The following is a 24,902-nucleotide window of genomic DNA, read 5'->3' as shown; positions in this document are numbered from 1 at the left end:
CATACAGTGCAGCTGGTATAATTTGCGCAGCATCAGTCAGCGTAGACACAACAAGCAAGGAGAATTTGCGCCAGTTGCACGCTCATATGAGTGTATCGGTTTTATTTCGAACTGACTGTAATTTATATTTTATAAAAAAGAATCCTTTAAATAAGAGTAACTAAGCATGCAATTATCGATTAATCGAGAGTCGTTACTAAAAGCTATTAATTTGATCGCCAAAGCTGCTGATAAGCGCCACAATATGGTCATTTTAGGCAATATTAAGTTGCAGCTATCTGAGTCGCAGCTGATCTTGACGGCGTCTGACCTAGAGGTCGAGCTGACATCGACATTGAGATTGCCTGCCGGTGCTTGTGTTGCCGCAGGGACGACCACGTTACCTGCCACCAAATTAAAAGATATTTGTAAGTCGCTGCCCGCTCAAGCTCAGATCAATTTGACCACGCAAGAAAACGAGCGCTGTTTGCTGACCAGTGGCAAGAGCCGTTTTACTTTGGGCACCTTGCCAAGTGAAGACTATCCAAGCCTAGGCAATCCAGAGAACATCACGCCGCTTATCATCAGTCGTAGTCGTCTGACGGATCTGATTCACAAGACTCAGTTTGCGATGGCTATCCAAGATGTACGCTACTATCTGACTGGTATGTTGTTCGATGTCTCTCAGCAGCAGCTGACCACGGTAGCCACTGATGGGCACAGATTGGCATTGGCGCGTAGTGTGATCGATGTCAGCAGCGACCTAAATATGCAAGCTATCTTGCCGCGTAAAGCGGTCATTGAGCTTGAGCGCTTGGCCTCTGAGCTGGGTAAAATGCTGGGTGATAAAGACAATCCTGTCACTCTAAGCTTTGGCCGTGAGTTTTTGCAAGTCAGTTTGCCATTTGGTGAGGTGGATAGTGCAGGGCAGGTCAGTGATGATCTGGTAGTGACTTTTACCGCGCGCCTGATCGATGGGAAATTTCCTGATTACCGCCGCGTCATGCCGAGCAATACGGATAAGTTGGCGCTGTTTAATCAAGAAAAAATGACAGAAGTACTGCGCCGTGTGGCGATTTTGAGTAATGAAAAATCTCGCGGTGTGGTTTTTAATTTTGCCACTGACGGTATGGTCGAAGTACGCGCCAACAACGCTGAGCAAGACGAAGCGGTCGAGGTGATTCAGGCGAAATATCAAGGTGAGCCGATGGAGCTGTCGTTTAATGCCGCGTATCTACAAGACGTATTGGGCGTCATCCAAGGCGATGTACAAATGCATATGAGTCAATCCAATGCCTCGGTGTTGGTCAATCAGCTTGGTGATGAGTTTCATCAGTATGTGATTATGCCAATGCGTATATAGTGTTCGCGGTTTATCTACACTAAAAACAACGTACACGTGATTTTAACAGTATTACTAAGGCTGTTTTTTGCCAATTTAGATCAAAAACAGGCCTTAGTAAACTCTAAGTTTTTGTCTCAAATTAATTTTTAAACCCTTCTTTTACCAAACGTTTGTTTGCTAATTCAGGCGTTTTTAATAGGCGGCTGTCGCTATCATGATTGAACGTCTACAAATCTCGAATTTACGTAATCTTACGCAGGTCAATTTGCACACTGCCGCCTGTAACGTGCTGATTGGTGCCAATGGCAGCGGCAAAACCTCATTGCTCGAAGCCATATTTTTGTTGTCAAGAGGCAAAAGCTTTCGCCATCATCAGCCTAAACGTTACATTCAGCATCATCAACATACTGCCACCGTTCATGCGCGCTTGAGCGATGGCAATACATTGGCGATTCAAAAGCAAGCTGATGCCACAACGCTGCTGCGGCTCAATCAAAGCACCGTCTATAATCAAAGCATCTTGACTGAGCAACTACCGACACTATTAATTGATCCTTCTAGTATGGACATGCTAGAGCAGGGCAGTGCCAGTCGTCGTCAGTTGTTAGACTGGCTAGTGTTTCACATGAAACAAGGCTTTCATCCCCAGTGGCTAGCCTATCAGCGCCTGCTAAGACAGCGCAATAGTTTGTTAAAAAAAAGTAAGCATTTAACGCACGTACAGCTTGCTGAGCTGAGGTCTTGGGATAAAGGGCTTGGCAGTCATGCCGCGCTTATTCACCATTATCGTCAGCACGTGTTTACAAAGTGGCAGCCTTACTTTGCCAACAGCATCGCCCAGCTGCTGCCAAGTTACGCCGAGCAGCTGAGTCTAAGCTACCATGCAGGTTACGACACCGATGTGGCGTTAGAGGTACAACTTGGTGAGCGCTTAGAGCAAGACTTGCAGTTGGGTTATACCCGTATCGGCAATCATCGCGCTGATATCCATGTCCATTGGCGCTCTAATGATGCCCTAGCAGCCAACGATACCGTGCCGCCTGACAGGTTATCTGCTGACTCGGGCAGCAAGCAGGTAGTTGCTAACACCTTACCTATACTAAAAGAGCAAGCGGCAAACGTCTTGTCTCGCGGCGAAAAAAAACTACTCATCACCGCGCTACGTTTATCACAATTGCCTTTATTGTTGCAGACGGATGCCTCAACCCAAGCAAGTACCAATGAAAACGAAAGAGTGCTCACCGCCACACCAGTGGTACTGCTTGATGATATCACCGCCGAGCTAGATGAGAGAGCGATAGAAATATTATTATCCACGTTAGCCAAACTGCCTTGTCAGGTGTTTATGAGCAGCCTGACCGCTGATATCGCGCCTTTGGTCAATGATTTATGGTCAAACCCTACGATGTTTCATGTGAAACAAGGGCAGGTTTTGCCTTTCTAATAGCGCTAAACCCCGTTAAATAGCCGCAATTGGCTTAACTATATTATCTGCGTTATTTTCTAATTTGATTATCTTATTTAACGGCACTTTATCTCATTTTTATAAGCATTTTAAAATGAGGACACACCATAGGTATTTATTAAAATACTGTCCATCCTAGTATGACTGTCCAAAGCAATAAAACGACCAGTAAACAGTGACTTAGAGGCAAAAAAATGCTAAAATAGAGCTTTATTTTTGTCCTGTTCTCAGCAAGTTGTTTTGTAGCGTCATACAGTGGTTTTTAAGTTTCTATATGTCTTTAAGTTTATGATAATAAACATGTTTTATTTACTTCTTTAGCTTTGATAAGACATAAAAGAGCAGAAGTTAATATCAAGAAAATAAAATATGGGTTTTAAGTTTGGCTTAAAGTAAGAAAGCTTTTATAAGGTACTGGCGACTCGTACTTTGGCTCACGATATGGCGCTACTGGTGTTAACTCTACAGATTGGATTTGACATGATGTCATGCGGCTTCATCGTAGTGATGGGTCAATGGCAAACGGCTGATGATGGCTAGATTAAGGAATGCCCATGAGTGATTCATTACCTAACGACCACGAGCAACTGACAGTCGGCAGCGTTGCCGCAACGACTGCTGCAGCGGAAGGAGTGCCTTCAGACTATAGCTCCAAAGATATTCGTGTACTTCGCGGCCTAGAGGCGGTGCGCGTACGTCCTGGCATGTATATTGGTGATACCGATGATGGCACAGGCCTGCACCATATGGTCTTTGAGGTGGTGGATAACTCTATCGATGAGGCGCTGGCGGGGCACTGTGATCAGATTGACATCATCATTCATGAAGATGAGTCGGTCAGTATCATGGATAACGGGCGCGGCGTGCCTGTCGACATCCACCCAGAAGAAGGGGTGTCGGCCGCTCAGGTGATCATGACGGTACTACACGCTGGTGGTAAGTTCGATGACAATAGCTATAAAGTCTCGGGCGGCTTGCATGGTGTCGGCGTTTCAGTCGTCAATGCTTTATCAAAAAAGCTGGAGATGAATATCTGGCGCGAAGGCTATCATTACCACCAGACATATACCGATGGTGTGCCTGATGCCGATATCGAGCGACTAGAAGCGACCGATAAGACGGGCACACAGATTCGTTTTTATCCTAGCGATGAGGTGTTTACTGGCACCATCTTTGAGTACGACATCTTAGCCAAACGCCTACGCGAGCTGTCTTTTCTTAACTCAGGGGTGCGCATTGTCTTGACTGATGAGCGTATCGACAAGCGTCATGAGTTTGAGCATAAAGGTGGCTTGTCAGAGTTTGTCAGCTATATCAACGCAGGCAAAGAGGGCATCAACGAGGTCTTTCATTTTACCAGTGAGCAAGACGATGGTATCGCGGTCGAAGTGGCGCTGCAATGGACGGATACCTATAACGAAAAAGTACTGTGTTTTACCAATAATATCCCGCAGCGTGATGGCGGTACGCACTTATCAGGGTTTCGCTCAGCGCTCACGCGTGGTCTAAACAGCTATATGGATCGCGAAAATCTGTTTAAAAAAGAAAAAGTCGCCGTCAGCGGTGATGATGCACGAGAAGGGTTAAGTGCGATCGTCTCAGTGAAGGTGCCTGATCCAAAATTCTCTAGCCAGACCAAAGACAAGCTGGTATCGAGCGAAGTCAAGTCAGCAGTCGAATCGGCGATGCATGATAAGTTTAATGATTATCTGCTTGAAAACCCAACTGCGGCTAAAGCGATTGCCAATAAAATCATCGATGCCGCTAGAGCTCGCGATGCTGCCCGCAAGGCACGTGAGATGACGCGCCGCAAGACCACGTTAGACATCGCTGGCCTGCCCGGTAAGTTGGCAGACTGCCAAGAAAAAGATCCGTCGCTATCAGAGCTATACATTGTGGAGGGTGACTCTGCAGGGGGCAGTGCAAAGCAAGGTCGTAGCCGTAAGACTCAGGCTATCTTGCCACTCAAGGGTAAGATCTTGAACGTGGAGCGCGCGCGCTTTGATAAGATGTTGTCATCTGCAGAAGTGGGTAACCTCATTACCGCGCTTGGCTGCGGTATTGGCCCTGATGAGTACAACCCTGACAAGGTGCGCTATCACAAAATCATCATCATGACCGATGCCGACGTCGATGGCTCGCACATTCGCACCCTACTACTGACGTTCTTTTTCCGTCAAACGCCAGAGCTGATTGAGCGCGGTTATATTTATATCGCTCAGCCGCCGTTGTATAAAGTCAAAAAAGGTCGCCAAGAGCTGTATCTAAAGGACGATGAAGCGCTAAAAGCTTATCTATTGTCATCGACGATCGATAATACCAAGCTGCATATCAGTGCCGATGCGCCTGCGATTACTGGTCAAGCGCTTGAGACATTACTAAATGACTATAACCAAACGCAGCTGATAAAAGCCCGTTTGCAGATACGTTTCCCTGCAGTGATTTTGGATGCTTTGACGCACACGCCCAAGCTAAGCACTGATATGACGTATGATAAGTCAGCCATGCAGGCATGGAAAGACGCTATGCAGGGGCAGCTTGAGCAGTTCGGTAGTGAGTTAAGCCCTGAGATTGAGCTGGTCAATATCCATGAGCCGCAACCAGAAAATATGGACGCTGCAGCCGCTGATCTGCTGGGTATGACCCCCGCATTGACTGCTGATGAGAGTGAGGCGGCTGATAGCGATGCCTTATCGACCAAGGCTCAGTGGCTACCGCGTATCACGGTGTATGTGCATCAGCTGGCGCATCATTACTTGCTTGATGCCAGCTTTATCAATTCGAGCGAGTATGGCAAACTGCTGCGTTTATCAGCGGAGTGGAATACTCTGTTAGAAGATAGCGCCTTTATTCGCCGCGAAGCGGGTAGTGGTACCACCAAGGATATTCCTATCCGCGATTTTGATTATCTCTGGCAGCAAATGATGCTAGATGCCCGTCGCGGCTTGGCCATTCAGCGTTATAAAGGACTGGGCGAGATGAACGCCGACCAGTTGTGGGATACGACGATGGATCCCGAAAACCGCCGTATGCTACGTGTCACTATCGAAGATGCCATCGCTGCCGATCATATGTTTACCTGCTTGATGGGCGATCATGTCGAGCCACGCCGCGTGTTTATCGAAGAAAACGCGCTTACAGTGTCTAATCTTGATATTTAGGCATTAGCCACCGCGTAAGATATAGAAAATACCGCTTTGGTTTCCAAGGCGGTATTTTTTTAATAATAAGCTTGTTTCACGTGAAACTTCCGTAAGTAAGTTATCATAAGCTGGCAATTCTAATTAATGGACATCAAATGATCGAAGTACTGTTACTCGCTATTGCGCTAGCGATGGATGCTTTTGCGGTGTCGATAGGACTGGGCGCTAAATCCCAACAACAAAACCCACGCTATACCTTGCGTTTGGCTATTTATGCTGCGTTATATTTTGGTATTGCGCAAGGCGTGATGCCACTTATCGGCTATTTATTAGGCGCGGCACTGTTAGGTTGGCTCGCCACTGCTGCGCCTTGGATCGGTGGATTTATTCTTATCGGACTGGGTAGCAAGATGCTCTATGAAGTCTTTTTGGCGGATGAGGGTGAGACTGTAGATAAGGGGCTGCGAGTAAATAATGAAGCGGCTGCTATAAACGATAGCCGAAAGAAAAACATCAGTCATCGCACCATGTTTACCCTAGCGATTGCTACCAGTATCGATGCGATGGCTGCTGGTTTTACCTTAAACTTGCTCGCTCTTAATGCGTGGCTAGCGTGTGTAATCATTGCGATTGTCACGGCTGTTTTTAGTGCGTTTGGTATCTGTCTGGGTAAAAAATCAGGTACCTATCTTGAGGATAAAGCAGAAGCGCTCGGCGGGTTTGTACTTATACTTATTGGCTTAAAGGTCATGTTTGTTGGCTAGAGCATGTCCTCAATTCAATCGATATAGCCATCTAAATAGATTAAAAAACCGCTTTGATAGCCAAAGCGGTTTGTTTCACGTGAAACGCTAGCGTCACGTTTTGGCAATAACTACGCTTCGTCAGTATCAAAACGCCAAGCTAAGACCCGCGTGTTTTTTTGCCCGTGGCTCATCTCGATAATACGCATCTGTGCCACACCCAGCTGTTTTAGCAGCAGTTGTAGCGGTTTTATGTTTTCGGACTTTGAGACCAAACTGGTAAACCAGCCTACATGTCCAGCAAACTGTTGGCTTTCTCTTATCATATTACTCAAAAAAGCAATCTCACCACCCTCGGACCACAATTCTTTGTGCTGACCACCAAAGTTGAGGTTTTGCGCGGCATTGCCTGACTTTGTAGAGTGACGACTGATGTGCGCGCTTTCGTTTTTGCCGCGATGGCGCTGCAAGTTGTGCTGCTTGCGGCTATTGGCTTGCATAGCCTCGTCTAATGAGGCATGAAAAGGCGGGTTGCATACCACCACATCAAAGTAGTCCTGCCGACCGATAATGTTTTTAAAGATATAGTTTGGCTCGGGTTGCAGTTTGACCTTAATCGCGCCTTTAAGCTTGGGATTGGCCTGACAAATCACGCTGGCGGTGTTGACAGAAACTGGGTCAATATCGCTTGCGGTAAAGCGCCAGCCATAGCTTTGGCTACCGATGATGGGATAGATGGCGCTGGCACCAGTGCCGATATCGAGCGCGTGTACCTCTTTACCCATGGGCGGCGTTTGGTCGTCATTACTATGCGTGGTTTGCGCGAGTAAGTCGGCGATATAGTGAATATAATCGGCGCGACCTGGGATAGGCGGGCATAAGTAGCCCTCAGGAATATCCCAAAACTTCACGCCATAATAGTGCGCGAGCAGTGCTTGATTGAGCACACGTACGGCCTTAGCATCAGAGAAATTAATCGTCGGCTCACCATTGGGGTTGCTGATGGTATGGTCGGCGAGCGCAGGTAGCGCGCGGGTCAGTACAGCAAAGTCGTAGCGACCCTGATGCGGGTTGCGCGGATGTAGCTTGCCAAGTTTTTTGGCGGTCGCAGGCGAGCGGTTTTTATGTTTAGAGTTTGCAGGGGTGCTGGTCATAGTCAGTGGCTTTGATGTTTGGATATAATTGACCAGTTTAGCAGATTTCGAGGATAACAAATGTGTTATCGGCTGCGTAAAATTAGGTTTAGTCCCAAGGCGATCATCGCGCTGCCTAAGATGCGATCTATCCAATGCTCCACGCGGCCAAAACGCTTTAGGATAGCAGGAATGGACAATAACATCACCACAGTGCTAAACCACGCCATCTGTAGCACCATCATCCAAACACCATAAATCGATAACTGCCACAGCGGGATATCAGGCGACAATACCAAGGTAAATATCGCGACAAAATACACCGGCGCTTTGGGATTAAACACATTACAAAAAAAGCCGCGGCGCAGGGTAGCGAAGGTTGAGTCGTCTTTGAAGCCGTCTTGCGCTGGATGTTGGATAGGTCTCTGCTGTGGAACGTTTAAGGCTAAATCGGAGGCAGGCTTTGGCTTAGCCCCAATTCCTTGCCAACCCAGATACACCAGATAAGCACCGCCAAGCCATTTGATAGCGGTGAGTAGCGGCTGCGAATGGGCAATCACCGTTGCCAATCCTAATACAGAGTAGGTAATGTGTACCGCAAGCCCTAGGGTGATACCGAGACTACAAATCAATCCAGTGCGTCGTCCTTTAGACAATGTCTGCTGTGAGACCAAGACAAAGTCAGGGCCAGGAGAGGCGGCCGCCAGTAAGTGTACGCTGGTAATCAGTAAAAAGCCGTGCCAAAATTCCATAAGATACTCATAGATTGTCATGTTTGTCGACAGTCTCATGATGGTGGCAGTTATTAGAATCACGGTCAACTGCTATTCATTTTGTATGGCGTTTAGTACGGTCACTTGTGTAATGGCGATAGGGTGTCTATATTAAAAGCACACTCGCTCGATCTATAAAAGGGACAAGATCATGGCCACACAAAGCAATAGCAGCACAGACAACCGCATCACTTATGAGACCGACGGCTACATTTGCCTCATCGGCCTCAATCGCGCTGATAAACGCAATGCCTTTGATAGTCATATGATCAAGCAGTTATCGCAAGCACTTACCCGCTACGACAGCGACGATAACTTACGCTGCGCGCTCATCTTCGCCCATGGCGAGCACTTTACCGCTGGCCTTGATCTGATGGAGCTGCAAGACAAATGGGACAAAGGCGCGTTTGAATTTAATGATAATGAAATCGATCCATGGGGTATCGGCGGTAAGCTGCGCAGCAAACCTGTGGTGGTGGCGATACAAGGTACCTGCTTTACCGCAGGCATTGAGCTGATGCTCAACAGCGACGTGGTGATAGCAAGTGACAATAGCAACTTTGCGCAGATGGAGGTGCAGCGCGGTATCATGCCCTTTGGCGGGGCGACGGTACGCTTTGTCGCTGCAGCTGGCTGGCAAAAAGCCATGCCGTATCTATTAACCGGTAAAAACTTTGACGCACAAACCGCCGATAAACTGAATCTAGTTAGCGAAGTTGTGCCAAATGGTGAGGAATATCAGCGCGCGCTAACGATTGTCAAAGAGATTTGCACAGCCGCACCACTTGGCGTACAAGGGCTACTATCCTCTGCGCAAGATGCCAGCCGTAATGGCGCAAAATCAGCGCTGGCCAATATCCACGGTTATCTACCGCATCTGTTTCACTCACAGGACGCAAAGGAGGGCGCGATGGCGATGGTTGAACGCCGCGCGCCGGAGTTTAAAGGGCGTTAAAAGCCTTTGCTAAACCTTTCATAATAAACAGTAAAGCTTTGGGTTCTATAAAGGATAATGCCAATGCAATATGACTTTGATGAGATAATCGATAGAAGCAATACAGGGTCGGTCAAATGGCACTATAGTGATGACACTATTCCGCTGTGGGTCGCCGATATGGACTTTAGAGCCGCGCCGCCTATCTTGGCTAGCGTACAGCGCGCGGCCGATCACGGCATCTTGGGTTATACCAAACCGACCGGCGCTTTGTATGAGGCGATTATCAACTGGCATAGCAATCGTTATGGCTTGGATCTGACACAGGATAATATCCTATTTTCGCCAGGGGTCGTGCCAAGTCTTGCGCTGATGATGCATATCTTTACCGAAGTAGGCGATGCGGTACTCATCAATGATCCCATTTATACGCCGTTTATGACTAAGGTGCAGCAAAATAAGCGCACGCTTGTGACATCAGCGCTAAAGGAAGTCGATGGCAGATATCAGCTCGATCTAACCGATATCGAAGCCAAAATAGTGGAGCATAAAGTTAAGCTATATCTATTATGCAACCCGCACAATCCGGGCGGGCGCGTGTGGACGGCTGATGAGCTTAAAGCGCTGCTGGTGCTGTGTCAAAAACACAATGTCGCCATCGTCAGTGATGAGATTCATCAAGATTTAACCTTGACTGGCCATACCTTTACGCCTTTCTTAAGGGTAGCAGAAGCAGGAAATTACGCGCACAAGGTGGCGAGTCTCACCTCTATGACCAAAACCTTTAACGTGGCGGGTATCAAAGGCTCAATGATCTTTGTCAAAGATGACGCTTTAATCAAAAAAATCAGCCAGCAGCAGCATTTAAACGATGAATACGAGCTGAATTTATTTGCTTATACGGTGATGCAAAGCGCGTATGAGAATGGTGGCGAGTGGCTGGAGCAGGTGCTGGCTTATATAGAAAAAAATATCGAGATCACGCTAGACTTTTTAGCAGGGCATCTACCTGATATCAAGGTCATGCGCCCAGAAGCCTCGTATTTAATTTGGCTGGATTGTTCCGCCTACGCGCAAGATGATCAGGCGCTTTATGACAAACTGCGAGCCGCGAAAGTTGAGCTAAATTCTGGTATCAAATACGGCCGCGAGGGACACCTTAAATTGCGTATCAATGTGGCGTGTCCGAAAACGCTGCTGCGTGAGGGGTTAAATCGGGTCTATGCGGCGTTTATGGATGATTAATAAGCAGACTTAATGATATTAATATATAGAATATAAATATCATTTAACCGGATATCCCGTGATGTCTTGAATGCTTTGGTATAAGGGTTTTAGGCGCTCGTACATCTTGAGATAGACCTCGTTATATAGGCGTTTGTAGAGTTGCACGTTGGCCTCAATAGGGAGGAACTCATCGCCTAAATGAGTCATAGCGTCGCTTGCTGTCGCGTGGTCGGGATAGACGCCGAGACCCACCGCGCAGTTGATGGCAGCGCCGAGGCCAGTGGCTTCAAAAGTGTGCGGGCGGTAGGCGGGCATAGCAAAGATGTCGGCGGTGAGCTGCATGGCGGCATCGCTTTGGGAACCGCCGCCTGAGACGCGCAGGTGTTTGATGGGTTTGCCGGTGCGCCTTGAAATGGTATCAAAGCCGAGTTTAAGCTCGTAAGCCAGTCCCTCTAAGATAGCGCGATAGACGTGCGCGCGGGTATGCACATCACCAAAGCCAATGAGTGCGCCTTTGCCTTCAAGCCCTGGATGACGGACGCCCGGTGACCAATAGGGCTGCATGATGAGTCCCATGCTGCCTGCTGGAATGTCTTTGACGGCGGCATCGAGGAGCTTTTCGGTGTCGATGCCTTGGGTTTTGGCAAGCTGCTCTTCATAGTGGGCGAACTGTTCTTTAAACCAGCTGACCATCCAAAAGCCGCGATAAATCATGTACTCGTGATTGTAGTAGTGCGGAGCGGCGGCGGTGTAGGCGGGCATGTGTTTGAGTATCTCGACATAGTCGGGGGAGATGGTGTTGATGGTGGCGGTGGTGCCAAAGCTAAGACACGCAGTATCGGCGGACAGTCCCGCTGCGCCTAGGGCTTCGCAGGCTTTATCACTGGCGGCGGCAATCATCGGCGTGCCCTCTAGAACACCTGTGGCTTTGGCAGCTTTGGCGCTTATCTCACCGAGGGTTTGGCCTGGTGGGACGATTTTGGGCATTTGCTCGGGGGTGCAGCTAAACAGCCGCCATTTAAGGTTATTGGGTTTGAGCCATGTTTGCGCCTTGTAGTCGTACGGCAAGTAGCCGACCGAATGACCATTTGAGTCGATAAGTTCACCTACTAGCTGATAGGTGAGGTAGGCGGAGAGGTTGACGTAGTGCGCGGTCTGTGCCCATATCTCAGGCTCGTTTTGCGCCAGCCAATTACAGCGCGCTTTTTGTTGGGCGTCTTTTACTAATTCGCCCATGCCAATGATTTTAGTCAGCGGGTTTAAAAAGCCAATGTCGTGTGTCTCAGCACGGCGCAGATCCATCCAAACGATAGCGGGACGTAGTGGCTGCATGTCTTTATCCAGACATATCATAGTATAGCGCTGGGTGGCAAGGCTGACACCGGCGATTTGCTCAGGTTTAATGTCGCAGGTCTGCCACAGCTTTTGACAAGCTTCACATAGCTTTTGCCAGTAGTAGTCGGCGTGCTGCTCTGCATAATTGGGCTGTTCGGAGAAGTACGGCTCGATAGGCACGCGGGCTTTGGCGATTTCAGTGCCAAATTGGTCAAAGATAAGCGCGCGCACGCTTTGGGTGCCGTTATCGATAGCTAAGAAATAGATGGGGTCGAGAGAGGTGGTCATAGTAGTCCTTTACTATGGGAGATATATAGTCTTTGAGGTAACCAAGGCACTAAGCCGCAGGTAAATGATAATAGCGGTGCCATAACTCGCTATAGCGAGCGACTTCTTGCTGCCATTTTTGCTCATTCCAGCCCAGCTCCTGCTGGCAGATTTGCTTTATTCTGGCGCTAATCAGCGGCGTCATCGCACCATGCGGCAGGATTAAACCTAAGCGTGTACGCCGCAGCAATAAATCATCTAAATGGATGACCTGCTCATAGCGCGCAGCAAAGCGAATCTCCGCCCAAATGGTGTTGCTATCGGTGATATAAGCCAAATCATCGTCATGGGCCAGCTCTAGTAATTTATCGAGCTTACGGCCGTAAAATCCTTGTAAGCGCTGTTGTAAGTCAGCAGGTAGTGTTACAAACTTGGGATGGGTCGGCGTAGGATTGTTAAAGACGTGATCGCTATTCGTGTTTAAGTTTTGAGTAGCAGAATCATCAAGATTGAGCACTTCTTGACATTTTGCCAGCACATCAAGCGCAATCAGGCGAAAGGTGGTGAGCTTGCCGCCGCTGACGGTCACTAGATTATTATCGAGCCAGACGCTATGATCGCGCTTTTCTTTACTGGGGCTAACGCGCTTACCATCACCGCCATCAGAGATCAGCGGGCGCACGCCGGCCCACGTGCTGATGATATCTTTGCGATTCAAGTCAGTCTTATTAAATAGCGAGTTAGTCGCATCTAATAAATAATCGACCTCTTCATTGGTAATGCCGACCTCTTGGTCATTCAGTGGCGGATGATCCAAGTCGGTGGTGCCAAGTACCGTGCGGTTCTCCCACGGGAAGACGAACACCGCTCGTTTATCAGCAGGATGTAAAAAGGTGTAGGCTTGCTGAATTGGCAGACGCTCTTGACTGACGACCAAATGACTACCGCGTGAGGGACGGATTTGCTGATGAAAGCTGTGCTCGCTCTGGGCACGCGCCTGCCTACGCAAAGTATCGGCCCAAGCGCCGGTGGCGCTGACCACCACTTTGGCATGGATGTCAAAAGTCTGATTGCTATTGTTAGAAGCCGTGTCTTTAAGCGTAGCACCGACGACTAAGCCTTGCTCATTAGTGAGTAATGAATCGGCTTTGAGATAATTAATCGCCTGCGCGCCGTCATGTATTGCTTCATCGAGTACGCGCATCACCAGCCGCGAGTCATCGGTGATCGCATCGCTAAATTGACTGGCACCCAAAAACTTATCTTGCCTGATATTAGGATTTAGCCGTAAAAAAGCGTCTTTTTTAAAGTATTTAAAATAGCGCTTGCCCGCTATCTTGTCGTAGACGCGCAGCAAGGTGTTAAATATCCACGGCGGCGGAAACTTGCCTTTGTAGTGCGGCATGACGTAGTGCATCTCATTGACCAGACCGCTTGCCTCGTCAAGCAACCGCTCGCGCTCGCGTACGCTAAGCAGTGTTGTTTTATAGTCGCCTGAGGCAATGTAGCGCAGGCCGCCATGCACCATTTTGCTCGAGCGGCTGGAGGTGCCCCACGCAAAGTCTTTTTGCTCAATTAATAATACAGATAAACCTCGGCGAGCCGCCTCGCGGGCAATGCCGGCACCTGTGATACCGCCACCGATAATGAGCATATCCCACGGTTTAGACCGCGCTAAAGGCGCAAGGGCTTGCTGGCGTTGTTTGCTTTGGTTCATAAGATTTTCTTCTTAATAACAATTTACTTTGACACCCAATGAAATAAATACGTTGAATAATGACGCGCGACTGATATTCATTTTTCTTGCGTGCTGTGCCTACGCCGACAAAGGCGGCGCAAAACAAATATCAGTCACGCTGTAGCGCTCTTCCACTAAACTGTCTATAAACAAAGCTCTTAATTAAAATTAATCTTCAAGCAACACACCCGGATTCATGCGCTGCTCAGGATCTAGACTTTTGAGCATATCATGAGTCACTTGTAGTCCCAGCTCGCCTTTTTCAGCCGCAAGGTACGGGGCATGGTCACGGCCAACGCCATGCTGATGTGAAATGGTCGCTTTACCATGGGCAAGGCTTATACTGGCCGCATGTTTGATTTTTTGCCAGCGCTTTAGTGTTGCTGCATGGTCTTTGGCGGCGCGGAAAAAGTAAGTGGTATATAGACTCGCGCCTTGCTTATAGACGTGTGAGATATGAGTAAAGGCCATCACTTCCTCGCCTTCGTCTGCTAAGGCCGTTTTTACCGCCTCTTGCATCTGCGCCATTTGCTCATCGATACGATTCCAATTGGTGGCGGTCTCAAAGGTATCGACCATGATGCCACGATCCCATAATGTACCGCGCAGATACGGAAACTTAAAGCGCCCATGCGCCCACACGCTACCCATGATATTGGTGATCTTACCCGTGACACTACCGTGCTGTTTTAATAACTTATTAAACTGCGTCAGTGCCAGTTTATTTTGCGCTTTATCGCCTGAGACGCCGTAGGTGAGCATGACTTTGTCTGAATTAAGCCCGCGCGCTTTTAGATACGTGCCAATCGCTAAAAACTGACTCGGCGTCGTACCTAAATGCAGATGCGCGTCAGTCTCGGCGGCATTGCTGAGACGCAGCATAGACAGGCGAATATTGCTTTGTACCGCTTGTTTTAGCACCGCTTTGCCTGCTGCCCAGTTGGGCAAGAAAGCAACTTTAAATACTTCTTGCTCAGGTTGCGGTTGCACGCGCATCTTCACTTCGGTAAAGATACCCGCGCGTCCTTCCGTACCCATCATCATCTCGCACAGGTCTGGCCCTGCCGATGACGCTGGGATATCAGCAATCTCTAGCACGCCTTGCGGGGTCAATAGAGTGCCGCCTGCAAACATCTGCTCGATACGTCCGTAGCCGAGTGATTGCTGACCACTTGAGCGCGCCGCAATCCAGCCGCCAAGCGTCGATAGCTCCCAAGACTGCGGATAATGACCTAGACGGTAACCGTGCTCGCCTAATTGCGCCTCGACCGCTGGCCCTTGGGTGCCTGCGCCAAAGGTGGCAATTTGGCTATCAAAATCCAAGTCGATCAGCCGATCCATTTTACTCATGGCAATGGTCAAAACAGGCCGTGCGCCCTTTTGTGGATTGATATGCCCGACCACCGAGGTACCGCCGCCAAATGGAATGACGATCAGATCGTGCTCGCGTGCCAGCTTAAGTAGTTGCTCGACATCAGCGGTCGATTGCGGATGTGCCACGCCATCAGGGAAGGCCTCAAAGTCGCCGCTATGCATCGCAACCCAATCAGGAAAGCTCTGCCCACGAGCGTGTCTGAGCCTGACTTCTCGGTCAGTAGAGACAATATCAAGGTCAGTAATAGCGGCAGGCAGGCGCGATTTTGGCACGGTTTTTAGCACGTCTTTGAGGCTGACAGAAGGTAGCTTTGTGCTCTTACCAATATGCGATTTGATCAGCTTTGCGCCGTGCGAGGAGACTTTTTTATTGATATTGACATTGCCCCAGCCATTCCAGCGTGTCTGCTCAATAGGGGTATTATTTTTTTGGATAGGTTCTAAATTATTATCATTGTTTTTGGTAGCAGGAAAGCTGGTGGTTTTACGAATAAGAGATTTGATTTTGCTCATAGGGACATACCTGTCGATTCGTTATCACGGTTTTTATACTAAAGGATTCGGTTAAAACTGGTTCAGCTTGTTTGCTCAGCATAGGTGAATGATTAGGCTCAGTGTTATCGTAAAAATCATACGATATTAAGTGCTTATCCCAATCACCAATCCTAAAGCAAACATATTTATCGTTTGAGCATAGCACAATATAAACAAATATTTCATATAGACTCGTCTTTTGTATAATAAAAATTTATGGCTTTTATCTAGTGGCGGCATTATTAGGGTTCGCGTTGGCGTATTATTCTGATCAAGGCGGAATATCTCGCAAAAATCGTTAATAATTCACCATCTAGTAGCCATTAATAGGCGCAAACTTGTTAAAATAGGGCACTAATTTTTTCTTGATGGACATCGATTTATGACCACTGCCGCTGCTATCCCTACTATCAAAGAAGATCGTATTCTTATTCTTGATTTTGGCTCGCAATATAGCCAACTGATTGCTCGCCGTGTACGCGACTCTGGCGTTTTTTGTGAGATGTTCCCTTATGATATCGACACCCAGCGTATCCATGATTTTGGCGCAAAGGGTGTCATCCTATCGGGCGGCCCTGAGAGCGTCCATGCGGAAAACAGCCCGCGTATCAATGACGCTGTGTTTGAGCTTGGCGTACCAGTGCTTGGTATTTGCTATGGTATGCAGGCGATGGCAGATCGCTTCGGTGGGCAGGTTCATGCCAGTGATATCCATGAATTTGGCGCGGCGACCATCAATGTCAATGGTCACTCAAAGCTTACTAGTGGCATCGAAGATAGCGTCAGTGAAGACAAATCGACCACGCTAAACGTCTGGATGAGTCACGGTGATAAGGTCATCGAAGCGCCGCAAGGCTTTGATATCATCGCCAGCACACCAAGCTGCCCGATTGCCATTATGGCCAATGACGACAAGCAATACTATGGCCTCCAGTTCCATCCGGAAGTGACGCATACCTTACAAGGTCAGGCGCTACTCGGCCGCTTTGTCCATCAAATCTGTGACTGCGCCGGTGACTGGACACCAGATAATATCATCGATATGCGTGTGGCACAGCTCAAAGAGCAAATCGGTGACAAGCAAGTATTGCTTGGTCTCTCAGGCGGCGTCGACAGCTCAGTGGTTGCCGCGCTACTGCATAAAGCCATTGGCGATCAGCTGACTTGTGTATTCGTCGATAATGGCCTGCTGCGTCTGCACGAAGGCGATCAAGTGATGCAAGTGTTTGCCGAAAACATGGGCGTTAAGGTCATCCGTGTCGATGCCGAAGATTTGTTCCTAGACGCTCTAGCAGGCGAGTCTGACCCTGAAGCCAAACGTAAAATCATCGGCAAAACCTTTATCGATGTGTTTGCCAATAGCGCCCGCGAAATCAGCGCACAAAGCGATGGCAAAACCATTGAGTTCCTAGCACAAGGGACGATTTATCCTGACGTTATCGAATCAGCCAAATCGCATCAAGGCAAGGCGCACGTCATTAAGAGCCACCATAACGTCGGCGGTCTGCCAGATGATTTGGCGTTTGAACTCGTTGAGCCATTACGCGACTTATTTAAAGATGAAGTGCGTAAATTGGGTATCACCTTGGGTCTACCAGAGAAGATGATCTACCGTCATCCGTTTCCAGGACCAGGTCTAGGCGTGCGTATCTTGGGTGAGGTGAAAAAAGAATACGCCGATATCCTGCGCCTTGCCGATGCGATCTTTATGCAAGAGCTTGAGCGCTCAGGCTGGTACGACAAAACCGCGCAAGCGTTTGCGGTATTCCAGCCGATCAAATCGGTCGGCGTGGTCGGTGATGGCCGCCGCTATGCGTGGGTGATTGCGCTACGCGCGGTTGAGACGGTGGACTTTATGACCGCGCGATTTGCCCATCTGCCGTATGATTTGATCGAGACGGTCAGTAATCGCATCATGAATGAAATCGCTGAGGTTTCACGGGTGACTTATGATGTGTCGAGCAAGCCGCCTGCAACGATTGAGTGGGAGTAGTATCAAACTAAAAATCTGATTAGCGTTGTCAAACTCGTTCAGCCTACTTGATGTAGCGCTATCACTCGTTTTCCTCGCTACTCAAATTTTTTGAATTGATATACAACTTATCAATAATCAAATGGTCTTGCTATAGGTATAAAAAACACTCAACTTGGTTGGGTGTTTTTTTATTTGAAATCAGCAAATAGTGGTAAAGCCCTTAGTTTTTATTGAACATTTGTTTTTATTAACTATAATGTAATCAACTTTAATTGGTTTTTTAAGATGTGAGTTGAAATAAGGTCAACAACCATTCAGTAAAAATAAGGGATAAGATGTTTTGTAATTACTGTAATCAAGAAAACTCAAATGACGCAGGGTCTTGCTCAAAATGTGGCCACCAGCTCTCTGAGGCTCAAGCACAAACACCGCCGCCGCTCACGACTATCAATATCGCAAAAGATGCACAAATCTCAAAAAGCCAGTCGGCTTCTGACCCTGAGGCAGCTGACACGTTGCTCGCGGCCTTCGTTGGCAAAAAATATGATGATTTTTACCGTAATAAATGGTTTAAGGACAGTGAGCCACGTTTAGAAGTTAACAATAATGGTTCGAGCATTCATAGTTTTAATTTTGCTGGGCTGCTTTTGGGAACGTCTTGGTTGTGTTATCGCAAAATGTACTTAGTAGCTCTATGTATTGTCATTGGTATTAACGCGGTTGATTTGGTTTTGATGCATCTGCTCGGTATGGAAATGTATAGCGCTATAGGTCAAACCAGTTTTTTTATCGCGTGGGCAGTATTAACAGGTATGTTAGGTAATTATTTTTACTTTAATCACAGCATCAAAAATATAAAAGAAGTCATGGGCGATAATATAGACCCAGCTATGCGTGAGCAGGAGTTAGCAAAAAAAGGCGGTACGACATGGGTTGGCGCAATTGTGGGTAGTATCTTGGTGGTATTATTATCAATGGGTCTGAGCTACTTGTTTGCCCCTGATTGGTTTTGGTTGGTGTAGTAGGTCTAATAAATAAAATTAAGCTAATGAGGTGAGACAAGAGCGGTGAAACCATTAAAGCAAGCATATGATTTGGAACTCACGGATAATGATCATGGGTGTGGTTGGGCATTTGGTCGCCCTGTCGGTATTAGCACAGAACAATGGCCGCGAAGCAGGATTAACGGGCTACCAATGGCGCACTTATGGACGATATTAGTGCCTGAAGCGTATCGCGTAAAAGGGAAAGATCTCGTGGCAATATCGCTTTTTCAAGCGGATGATGCCTTTGAAGATAGGGTAGATGGTGTTGAGGGTGTTATTAATAAATCAGCTGAGGCAAATGCTTCAGGCGCTACAGCATTTTGGTCGTCACTAAATCGTTACGCTAATAATCGTCACCCTCAAGAAATCTATCTTGAAGACATTATTGGCAGCGGATGGGTATTACTTTGGCTAACTAAAGAAGAGTTTGAAGGTGAAACGACAGCACTGCCTAATAAAGAAGATTGTATATATCCAGACTATGAGATGGAAGCGTGGAGTAGCACTTGCTTTGTCAAAGATCAGCCTGCCAAGTTTGTGCAACAGACAGTCCGTATTAATGATCCAAATATTGGCAAATCGCTAAACGAATGGCCTGATGAAGACGATGAGGATGCTTATATTCCTATGTTTTCTGAAAAAGGGGAGGCGTTAAAGCTTGATAGGTTTCATGCAAAAAACCATTTTGGTGGTACGACCAACCCCATTCAAGCGATGCCAGAATTTAGTCCTTTTTATATTGAGTTTGAAGAAGAGTTTGGTGATGCCAATATGGGTGGTGGTAATGGTCAAATCGATTTGCTGAATGATGAGTTTGATTGGGCGTGTGGCTAGTTGTTGATAATGTAAAAATGGCTGCATTTGAAAGTCATTCGCTCCATCTTTATTTCATCTTACTCATAACAGACTCACGTTAAGATATAGCAATAATCAAACCCAGTGTGAGACTGTTATGACCGCAAAAAATAAAAAATACGTCACATATCTTGTCCTATTTATTCTCTCAGTAAGCTTACTTAACTCTCCCTATTTTGGCAGTTTTGGACCGATTTTGAGTTTGCTGACTCTGCTATTTTTTCTCATTGCTGGGTTATTATTTTCGGTGTTAAATATATTTATCAAAGGATATAAAAAGCCATCTTCTTATATGCCTTTAGCGATATTTCCCATAGTTACTGTGATTGCATTTTATCTTTCAGCAATCGGTATGGGTAATCAAGTACATTTTTTGCTGAATAAAAGTAATTTACAAGCTATAGATACCCTCAGCCAAGAGGCCAACGTCTATCAAATAAGTAATATGCGGCGTCACCATAAGATACTAAATGATCAGCTTATCTCCAATGATGATAGCTATACAACTGAGTGAGAGATAGCGGCAGCTTATGCTGGAAAAATTAGAGCAGATAACTTAGAGGTAGAAAAAGTCGCTTTACTGCGTAAGAAGCTAGATCGCTCAGATATCGTAAGTATGGCCCGAGAGGACGGTTATATCGTGCTAACGATGGGTGGCTTTTTGGATAATGAATTTGGTTACCTAAAAGCGCCGAATAATAATATTGAAGTTGGTTATATGATACCGCCTTATGGACTTACCGTCATATCTCTCACAGAGTTATATGATGGTTGGTATTTCTATTATACGACGTGAGTATGTTTTCAGATGCTGCTCAAGCGCTTAAGATCTCGTAAATACTTTAAAAAAATGACAGCACCCCAAAAGAGCACTGCCATTCTCTATTAAGCTTGAGCTTCTAAACCAAAACCTTAACCCCGCACATTCACCACATAACGCCCAACCGTCTGACTCACCATAAAGCGATCTAAGTACTCAGGTGTCTGCTCAAAGGTAATCTCTTTAGCATAACTCTCTAGGTTAAGCGGTTTAATATAGGTAGGCAGGTATTTGTAAAAAACATCTTATGGCTTTACTAGCACCTTACCGTTTTTGCCAGACTGCAATTTGCCATCGACCGCTTTTTTGATATCAGCCAAATCAAACACAGCCTCCACAGGCAGATGGAGCTTGCCACTGGTAGCGCGTTCGATTAGCTCATCGATTAAGCGCTGTTTATTATCCACGCTCATCTCTTGGCTGATTTTACTGCCCCAAAATCCTTTTACGATGGCTTGTTTAAAGATAAGATGCGTCGGATTGAGCGTCATGGGCTGGCCTGACATGATGCCAAAGGACGCCAAGGTGCCACCATGACCGAGTAGGGATAATAAGTCGCCACTGGCATCGCCGCCGACAGAGTCGACTGCTGCGCTGATGCTGTCATCGCCGATAATTTGTCGGACTTGCTCTTTCCAGTCCTCATTGTCAGTGCTGACGTTATTTTCTGCGCCGATTGCTTCTAGCTCTTTTATGGCATCGCTGCTACGGACCACATTAATAGTGTTGACGCCGCGCGCCGCTGCTAGCATAGCGAGCGATTTACCGACTGCGCCGTTCGCCGCGTTATGGATAATCCATTGTCCGCTCTTGGCTTCTAAGAACTCAAGCAGCATAAGCGCGCTAAGCGGCATAGCGATCAATTGCGCCGCCATTTCATCGTCCAAGCTCTCAGGGATGGCAAACACCATGTCTTCCGAGGCGACGAAGTACTCGGCCCAAGTCGCTTGTACGCTAGCGGCGGCGACTCGTTGACCGACTTTGAGATTTTTGACCTTACTACCCACGGCATCGACCACGCCGACCGCCTCGGAACCTGCAATAGCGGGCATCTCGGGCTTAAAACCGTATTTACCGCGAATGGTTAACAGGTCATGGTTGTGGATAGAGGCGAGCACGGTTTTTACGCGCACCTCGGTGGGCTTAGGTTCTGGGATAGGGCTATCGCCTAGGCTCAATACTTCGGTGGGTTTGCCAAATTCGTTATAAGTTGCGCTACGCATAAGAAGCATTCCTTTATTTATGGAGGTATTATTTATAAAAGTACTATTCATCGTGTAAGTTGTGAGCCACAGTAACAAGCGCCACCTGTTTGACGCAATATTAATTTAGTCACTTATGGTATTTTAGGCGTCAAGTTCTATGGTATAAAAAATACAATTTTAGTTCTTTGATGTCGTCATATAAGCGCACAAGTATCCTCATTTATTGTTCAATAAAACTCAATACGGCTCAGTACATGCTCTTGGATAAAATATGCGCAGACATAGGCGCTTGGCCAAGCAAATACAAAGCCTAGTCCCCATGAACTAAGTAGGTCAGAGAAGAAATGATCATTATAGCCTGCTTTGACCAGTATCAGCGCCGCTGAAATAATAAGCGACATCATCATGGCCATCAGTCCAGTAAATACTAGGCGATATAGTTTGCGGCTCATACGTATTCTTAGTTTCGGTAGTGCCATAACGCATTTTTGTCCTAAAGGTTTTATAGGGAGCTATCATATAACCTATATGTAACTAGGTAAATTGGTTATTATCAAACACTAAGTTCTTTAAATGTTAACGATATCGATGGCATAAATAAACCAGACCAATCAATAAGAATAGACTATGAAAAGTAACGATAAGGCTAGACCACAACGTACATTAGGCATCATCGGCGGGATGAGTTGGGAGAGTACCGAGAGCTACTATCGGCTGATTAATGAAGGTATCAAGGCTGAGCTAGGCGGACTACACTCGGCGGATTTACTCATCCATAGTTTAGACTTTGCGCCGATTGGTGAGCGGCAAGCAAAAGGCGAGTGGGCACAGATGGGCGAGATATTAGCGAGTAGCGGCAAACGTCTGCAAGCGGCTGGCGCGCAAGGCTTGCTTATTGCGACTAATACCATGCACAAGGTATCTGATGAGGTACAGGAGGCCACAGGCTTACCGATTATTCATATCGCCGATGCCACCGCTAGGGCGATTCAAGCACAGGGCTTGACTAAGATAGGTTTGCTCGGTACGCAGTTTACCATGACGCAGGCTTTTTATAAGCAGCGCCTGACAGATAGCGGCTTGCAAGTGGTGATACCTGAAGAAAGCGCAAGGGTAGAGGTGCACCGAATTATCTATGAGGAGCTGTGCCAAGGGCAGTTATTGGATAGCTCAAGAGAATATTATCAAAGGGTCATTGAGCAGTTAGCTGATGCAGGCTGCGAGGGGGTGATTTTGGGCTGTACTGAGATTGGCATGCTGATTAAGCAAGCTGACAGCCCCATCCCTGTGTTTGATACCACTGCTATCCATGCGCTAGCGGCGGTAAGGTTTTTATTGGACAAGACAGTCGGCTAAATACTGCAAAGATAGCATAAAGCCTGCTGCGAGCGTTTAGCCTTTATCGTAAGTTGGTTAATGGCTACCATGAACCTTTTCATGCACTTTGATGATACGGCGCAGCGGTAACCGTCTCCATGGTGTCGTTGGTAGGGCGTCGCGGCATGCCGAACAAGTACCGACATGGGCGCGGTAACCTTCGGTTCTTTGTGCGGCTTCCTCTCCAGATAAATGCTTGCCTTTACGCCAGCCGCCATATAGATATAAGCCGCCGCCCATTACCGCAGTGGCGACCATACCTGCAGGGAATGAGAGCCACAGAGCATCAGACCCAAGAATCGGATACATCCCAAAAGCAAAGCCTAAGCGTACTGGATACATCGAAATCGCCATGACAACCAGCGGCCAGATGACATAACCATTAGCACGCATTGTCCCAAAGAACACTTGCGCTATCCCAAAGAACATAAAGCCCCACGTCGCCATAATTTGGATATGTTGCCCGATCGGTACGGCTGGACTATCACTGCCCAAAAAGAAGCCCAAAATCGTCTTATCAAAGATAGTCAATATGCCGATCATCGTCCCCGTCAATACCACGTTAAAGATAAGCCCCCAACGAGTAATCCCTGCCACGCGCTCCCATTGATTAGCGCCGATATTCTGCGCGACCATCGCACTTGCGGCAGCGCTGAGTGCCATCGCTGGCATCTGTACATAAGTCCACAGCTGCTGGGTGGCGCTATAAGCAGCGGTGGTCTGTACGCCCTCACGGTTAATCAAGGATAGCATCGTCAGTGCGGCGGTGGAGATAACGATCATCTGTAGTCCCATCGGCAAGCCTTTCGAGAATATCGACTTCAAAATACTAAGCTCGGCCTTCAGAAATCTCAGCTCTGGCATACTCAAAGTCAGCACTGAGCCGCGCCAGTACATCATCATCACCATGCCGATGAGTGCCAAAGTATTGGCAATAGCAGTAGCAAAGGCTGAGCCAAAAATACCCCACTCGGGAAACGGCCCTAAGCCCAAAATCAGCGTCGGCGTCAAAATAAGATCTATTACCACCGACATGGCGATAAACCAAAGCGGCGTGGTGGAATCACCGGTTCCGCGCAGCGCCATCATCATCAGCGTAAAGGTGAGGGTGACCGGCATCGCAATAAAGATCATGCGCAGATAAGTCAAAGCAAGCTCAAGCGCGCTCGCTGGCGTGCCGAGTAGATCAAGCAAAGTCGGTGCAAATATCCAGCCTATCGCTGACAGCAAGATACTGATCGGTACAATACTACCAAGCGCCGTTCCCATCGTGCGCTTGACCTTGACATTATCGCGCTCGCCCATTGCCTGACCGATAAAAATAGTCGCTGCCATCCCAAACCCAAAGACAAAGGAGATCATAATAAACATCAAGATATTACCATTCGCCGTCGCCGCAAGCGCCTCTTCGCCCAAAAACCTGCCGACCCAAACGGCATTGATCGAGCCATTGAGCGACTGTAGTGCTGAGGAGCCAAGCGTTGGCAAGGCAAATAGCAGCATGGTTTTGGCGATAGACCCTTTGGTAAGGTCACGCGATTTACTGGAGGGCTTACTTACGTCGCTCAAGGTGCATCCTTTTATGCCACTTTGATTGGGCTTTGATGAGGGTCAGTTGGTTTTTATTGATAATA

At 47.4% G+C, this 24,902-nt stretch carries 19 protein-coding genes; 11 read left to right on the top strand and 8 right to left on the bottom strand.

The window, feature by feature from the left end; all coding sequences use genetic code 11:
- Positions 1-166: 166 nt before the first annotated feature.
- The 4 genes from dnaN to R0I52_RS03370 all read left to right on the top strand — a co-directional run bounded on the left by dnaN (position 167) and on the right by R0I52_RS03370 (position 6,696).
- A complete protein-coding gene (gene dnaN / locus R0I52_RS03385) occupies positions 167-1,342 on the top strand; it encodes a DNA polymerase III subunit beta (RefSeq protein WP_317053161.1) in 1,176 nt (391 codons plus the stop codon).
- A 196-nt stretch (positions 1,343-1,538) separates the two neighbouring features.
- A complete protein-coding gene (gene recF, locus R0I52_RS03380; RefSeq protein ID WP_317053160.1) occupies positions 1,539-2,768 on the top strand; it encodes a DNA replication/repair protein RecF in 1,230 nt (409 codons plus the stop codon).
- Between the two features lie 575 nt (positions 2,769-3,343).
- Positions 3,344-5,950 (top strand): DNA topoisomerase (ATP-hydrolyzing) subunit B, encoded by a 2,607-nt coding sequence (gene gyrB / locus R0I52_RS03375; RefSeq protein WP_317053159.1) that lies wholly within the window; start codon positions 3,344-3,346, stop codon positions 5,948-5,950.
- A gap of 137 nt (positions 5,951-6,087) precedes the next feature.
- Entirely contained in the window at positions 6,088-6,696 is a 609-nt protein-coding gene (locus tag R0I52_RS03370; RefSeq protein ID WP_317053158.1) for a manganese efflux pump MntP family protein, read from the top strand.
- A gap of 110 nt (positions 6,697-6,806) precedes the next feature.
- Here R0I52_RS03370 and rlmF read toward each other — a convergent pair whose 3' ends face one another.
- Positions 6,807-7,829, bottom strand: coding sequence for a 23S rRNA (adenine(1618)-N(6))-methyltransferase RlmF (rlmF, locus tag R0I52_RS03365; RefSeq protein WP_317053157.1), 1,023 nt, complete (start codon positions 7,827-7,829; stop codon positions 6,807-6,809).
- 65 nt (positions 7,830-7,894) lie between these two features.
- Entirely contained in the window at positions 7,895-8,560 is a 666-nt protein-coding gene (locus tag R0I52_RS03360; RefSeq protein ID WP_317053156.1) for a LysE family translocator, read from the bottom strand.
- Between the two features lie 172 nt (positions 8,561-8,732).
- Between R0I52_RS03360 and R0I52_RS03355 the strand changes: the two genes are divergently transcribed.
- Positions 8,733-9,536 (top strand): crotonase/enoyl-CoA hydratase family protein, encoded by an 804-nt coding sequence (locus tag R0I52_RS03355; RefSeq protein WP_317053155.1) that lies wholly within the window; start codon positions 8,733-8,735, stop codon positions 9,534-9,536.
- A gap of 63 nt (positions 9,537-9,599) precedes the next feature.
- A complete protein-coding gene (locus R0I52_RS03350) occupies positions 9,600-10,760 on the top strand; it encodes a MalY/PatB family protein (RefSeq protein WP_317053154.1) in 1,161 nt (386 codons plus the stop codon).
- Between the two features lie 39 nt (positions 10,761-10,799).
- Here R0I52_RS03350 and R0I52_RS03345 read toward each other — a convergent pair whose 3' ends face one another.
- The 3 genes from R0I52_RS03345 to R0I52_RS03335 all read right to left on the bottom strand — a co-directional run bounded on the left by R0I52_RS03345 (position 10,800) and on the right by R0I52_RS03335 (position 15,969).
- Entirely contained in the window at positions 10,800-12,365 is a 1,566-nt protein-coding gene (locus R0I52_RS03345) for an FGGY-family carbohydrate kinase (RefSeq protein ID WP_317053153.1), read from the bottom strand.
- Between the two features lie 49 nt (positions 12,366-12,414).
- Positions 12,415-14,061: a glycerol-3-phosphate dehydrogenase/oxidase gene (locus R0I52_RS03340; protein WP_317053152.1), complete on the bottom strand. Its 1,647-nt coding sequence runs from the start codon at positions 14,059-14,061 to the stop codon at positions 12,415-12,417.
- Positions 14,062-14,250: 189 nt separating this feature from the next.
- Entirely contained in the window at positions 14,251-15,969 is a 1,719-nt protein-coding gene (locus tag R0I52_RS03335; RefSeq protein ID WP_317053151.1) for an FAD-binding oxidoreductase, read from the bottom strand.
- Between the two features lie 403 nt (positions 15,970-16,372).
- On the opposite strand from R0I52_RS03335, the gene guaA reads away from it, so the two are divergent.
- From guaA to R0I52_RS03315, 4 genes are all read left to right on the top strand, one after another.
- On the top strand, positions 16,373-17,983 hold the full coding sequence (gene guaA, locus R0I52_RS03330) for a glutamine-hydrolyzing GMP synthase (protein WP_317053150.1): 1,611 nt from the start codon (positions 16,373-16,375) through the stop codon (positions 17,981-17,983).
- A gap of 317 nt (positions 17,984-18,300) precedes the next feature.
- Positions 18,301-18,987 (top strand): DUF2628 domain-containing protein, encoded by a 687-nt coding sequence (locus tag R0I52_RS03325; RefSeq protein WP_100748609.1) that lies wholly within the window; start codon positions 18,301-18,303, stop codon positions 18,985-18,987.
- A 45-nt stretch (positions 18,988-19,032) separates the two neighbouring features.
- A complete protein-coding gene (locus R0I52_RS03320; RefSeq protein ID WP_317053149.1) occupies positions 19,033-19,845 on the top strand; it encodes a hypothetical protein in 813 nt (270 codons plus the stop codon).
- Between the two features lie 118 nt (positions 19,846-19,963).
- Positions 19,964-20,380, top strand: a complete 417-nt coding sequence (locus tag R0I52_RS03315; RefSeq protein ID WP_317053148.1) for a hypothetical protein — start codon at positions 19,964-19,966, stop codon at positions 20,378-20,380.
- A gap of 551 nt (positions 20,381-20,931) precedes the next feature.
- Here the strand turns inward: R0I52_RS03315 and R0I52_RS03310 are convergent.
- Positions 20,932-21,909, bottom strand: coding sequence for a zinc-binding dehydrogenase (locus R0I52_RS03310; RefSeq protein WP_317053147.1), 978 nt, complete (start codon positions 21,907-21,909; stop codon positions 20,932-20,934).
- A 209-nt stretch (positions 21,910-22,118) separates the two neighbouring features.
- Entirely contained in the window at positions 22,119-22,343 is a 225-nt protein-coding gene (locus R0I52_RS03305; protein WP_317053146.1) for a DUF2798 domain-containing protein, read from the bottom strand.
- Positions 22,344-22,518: 175 nt separating this feature from the next.
- Here R0I52_RS03305 and R0I52_RS03300 point away from each other — a divergent pair, with 175 nt between their 5' ends.
- Positions 22,519-23,247, top strand: a complete 729-nt coding sequence (locus tag R0I52_RS03300; protein ID WP_317053145.1) for an aspartate/glutamate racemase family protein — start codon at positions 22,519-22,521, stop codon at positions 23,245-23,247.
- Between the two features lie 57 nt (positions 23,248-23,304).
- Here the strand turns inward: R0I52_RS03300 and R0I52_RS03295 are convergent, their stop codons facing one another.
- Entirely contained in the window at positions 23,305-24,837 is a 1,533-nt protein-coding gene (locus R0I52_RS03295) for an MATE family efflux transporter (RefSeq protein WP_317053144.1), read from the bottom strand.
- Between the last annotated feature and the right edge of the window lie 65 nt (positions 24,838-24,902).

It is taken from the genome of Psychrobacter sp. CAM01 (assembly GCF_032842965.1).
In the GTDB taxonomy this organism is placed as follows: Bacteria; Pseudomonadota; Gammaproteobacteria; order Pseudomonadales; family Moraxellaceae; genus Psychrobacter; species Psychrobacter celer.
The sequence above is the reverse complement of the archived record's forward strand: the minus strand, read 5'-3'. Positions and strand labels throughout refer to the sequence as shown.

Excerpts from the sequence above, each read along its gene's own strand:
- dnaN (WP_317053161.1), top strand. The coding sequence starts at position 167 with ATGCAATTATCGATTAATCGAGAGTCGTTACTAAAAGCTATTAATTTG.
- recF (WP_317053160.1), top strand. The coding sequence starts at position 1,539 with ATGATTGAACGTCTACAAATCTCGAATTTACGTAATCTTACGCAGGTC.
- gyrB (WP_317053159.1), top strand. The coding sequence starts at position 3,344 with ATGAGTGATTCATTACCTAACGACCACGAGCAACTGACAGTCGGCAGC.
- R0I52_RS03370 (WP_317053158.1), top strand. The coding sequence starts at position 6,088 with ATGATCGAAGTACTGTTACTCGCTATTGCGCTAGCGATGGATGCTTTT.
- rlmF (WP_317053157.1), bottom strand. The coding sequence starts at position 7,829 with ATGACCAGCACCCCTGCAAACTCTAAACATAAAAACCGCTCGCCTGCG.
- R0I52_RS03360 (WP_317053156.1), bottom strand. The coding sequence starts at position 8,560 with ATGGAATTTTGGCACGGCTTTTTACTGATTACCAGCGTACACTTACTG.
- R0I52_RS03355 (WP_317053155.1), top strand. The coding sequence starts at position 8,733 with ATGGCCACACAAAGCAATAGCAGCACAGACAACCGCATCACTTATGAG.
- R0I52_RS03350 (WP_317053154.1), top strand. The coding sequence starts at position 9,600 with ATGCAATATGACTTTGATGAGATAATCGATAGAAGCAATACAGGGTCG.
- R0I52_RS03345 (WP_317053153.1), bottom strand. The coding sequence starts at position 12,365 with ATGACCACCTCTCTCGACCCCATCTATTTCTTAGCTATCGATAACGGC.
- R0I52_RS03340 (WP_317053152.1), bottom strand. The coding sequence starts at position 14,061 with ATGAACCAAAGCAAACAACGCCAGCAAGCCCTTGCGCCTTTAGCGCGG.
- R0I52_RS03335 (WP_317053151.1), bottom strand. The coding sequence starts at position 15,969 with ATGAGCAAAATCAAATCTCTTATTCGTAAAACCACCAGCTTTCCTGCT.
- guaA (WP_317053150.1), top strand. The coding sequence starts at position 16,373 with ATGACCACTGCCGCTGCTATCCCTACTATCAAAGAAGATCGTATTCTT.
- R0I52_RS03325 (WP_100748609.1), top strand. The coding sequence starts at position 18,301 with ATGTTTTGTAATTACTGTAATCAAGAAAACTCAAATGACGCAGGGTCT.
- R0I52_RS03315 (WP_317053148.1), top strand. The coding sequence starts at position 19,964 with ATGACCGCAAAAAATAAAAAATACGTCACATATCTTGTCCTATTTATT.
- R0I52_RS03310 (WP_317053147.1), bottom strand. The coding sequence starts at position 21,909 with ATGCGTAGCGCAACTTATAACGAATTTGGCAAACCCACCGAAGTATTG.
- R0I52_RS03305 (WP_317053146.1), bottom strand. The coding sequence starts at position 22,343 with ATGAGCCGCAAACTATATCGCCTAGTATTTACTGGACTGATGGCCATG.
- R0I52_RS03300 (WP_317053145.1), top strand. The coding sequence starts at position 22,519 with ATGAAAAGTAACGATAAGGCTAGACCACAACGTACATTAGGCATCATC.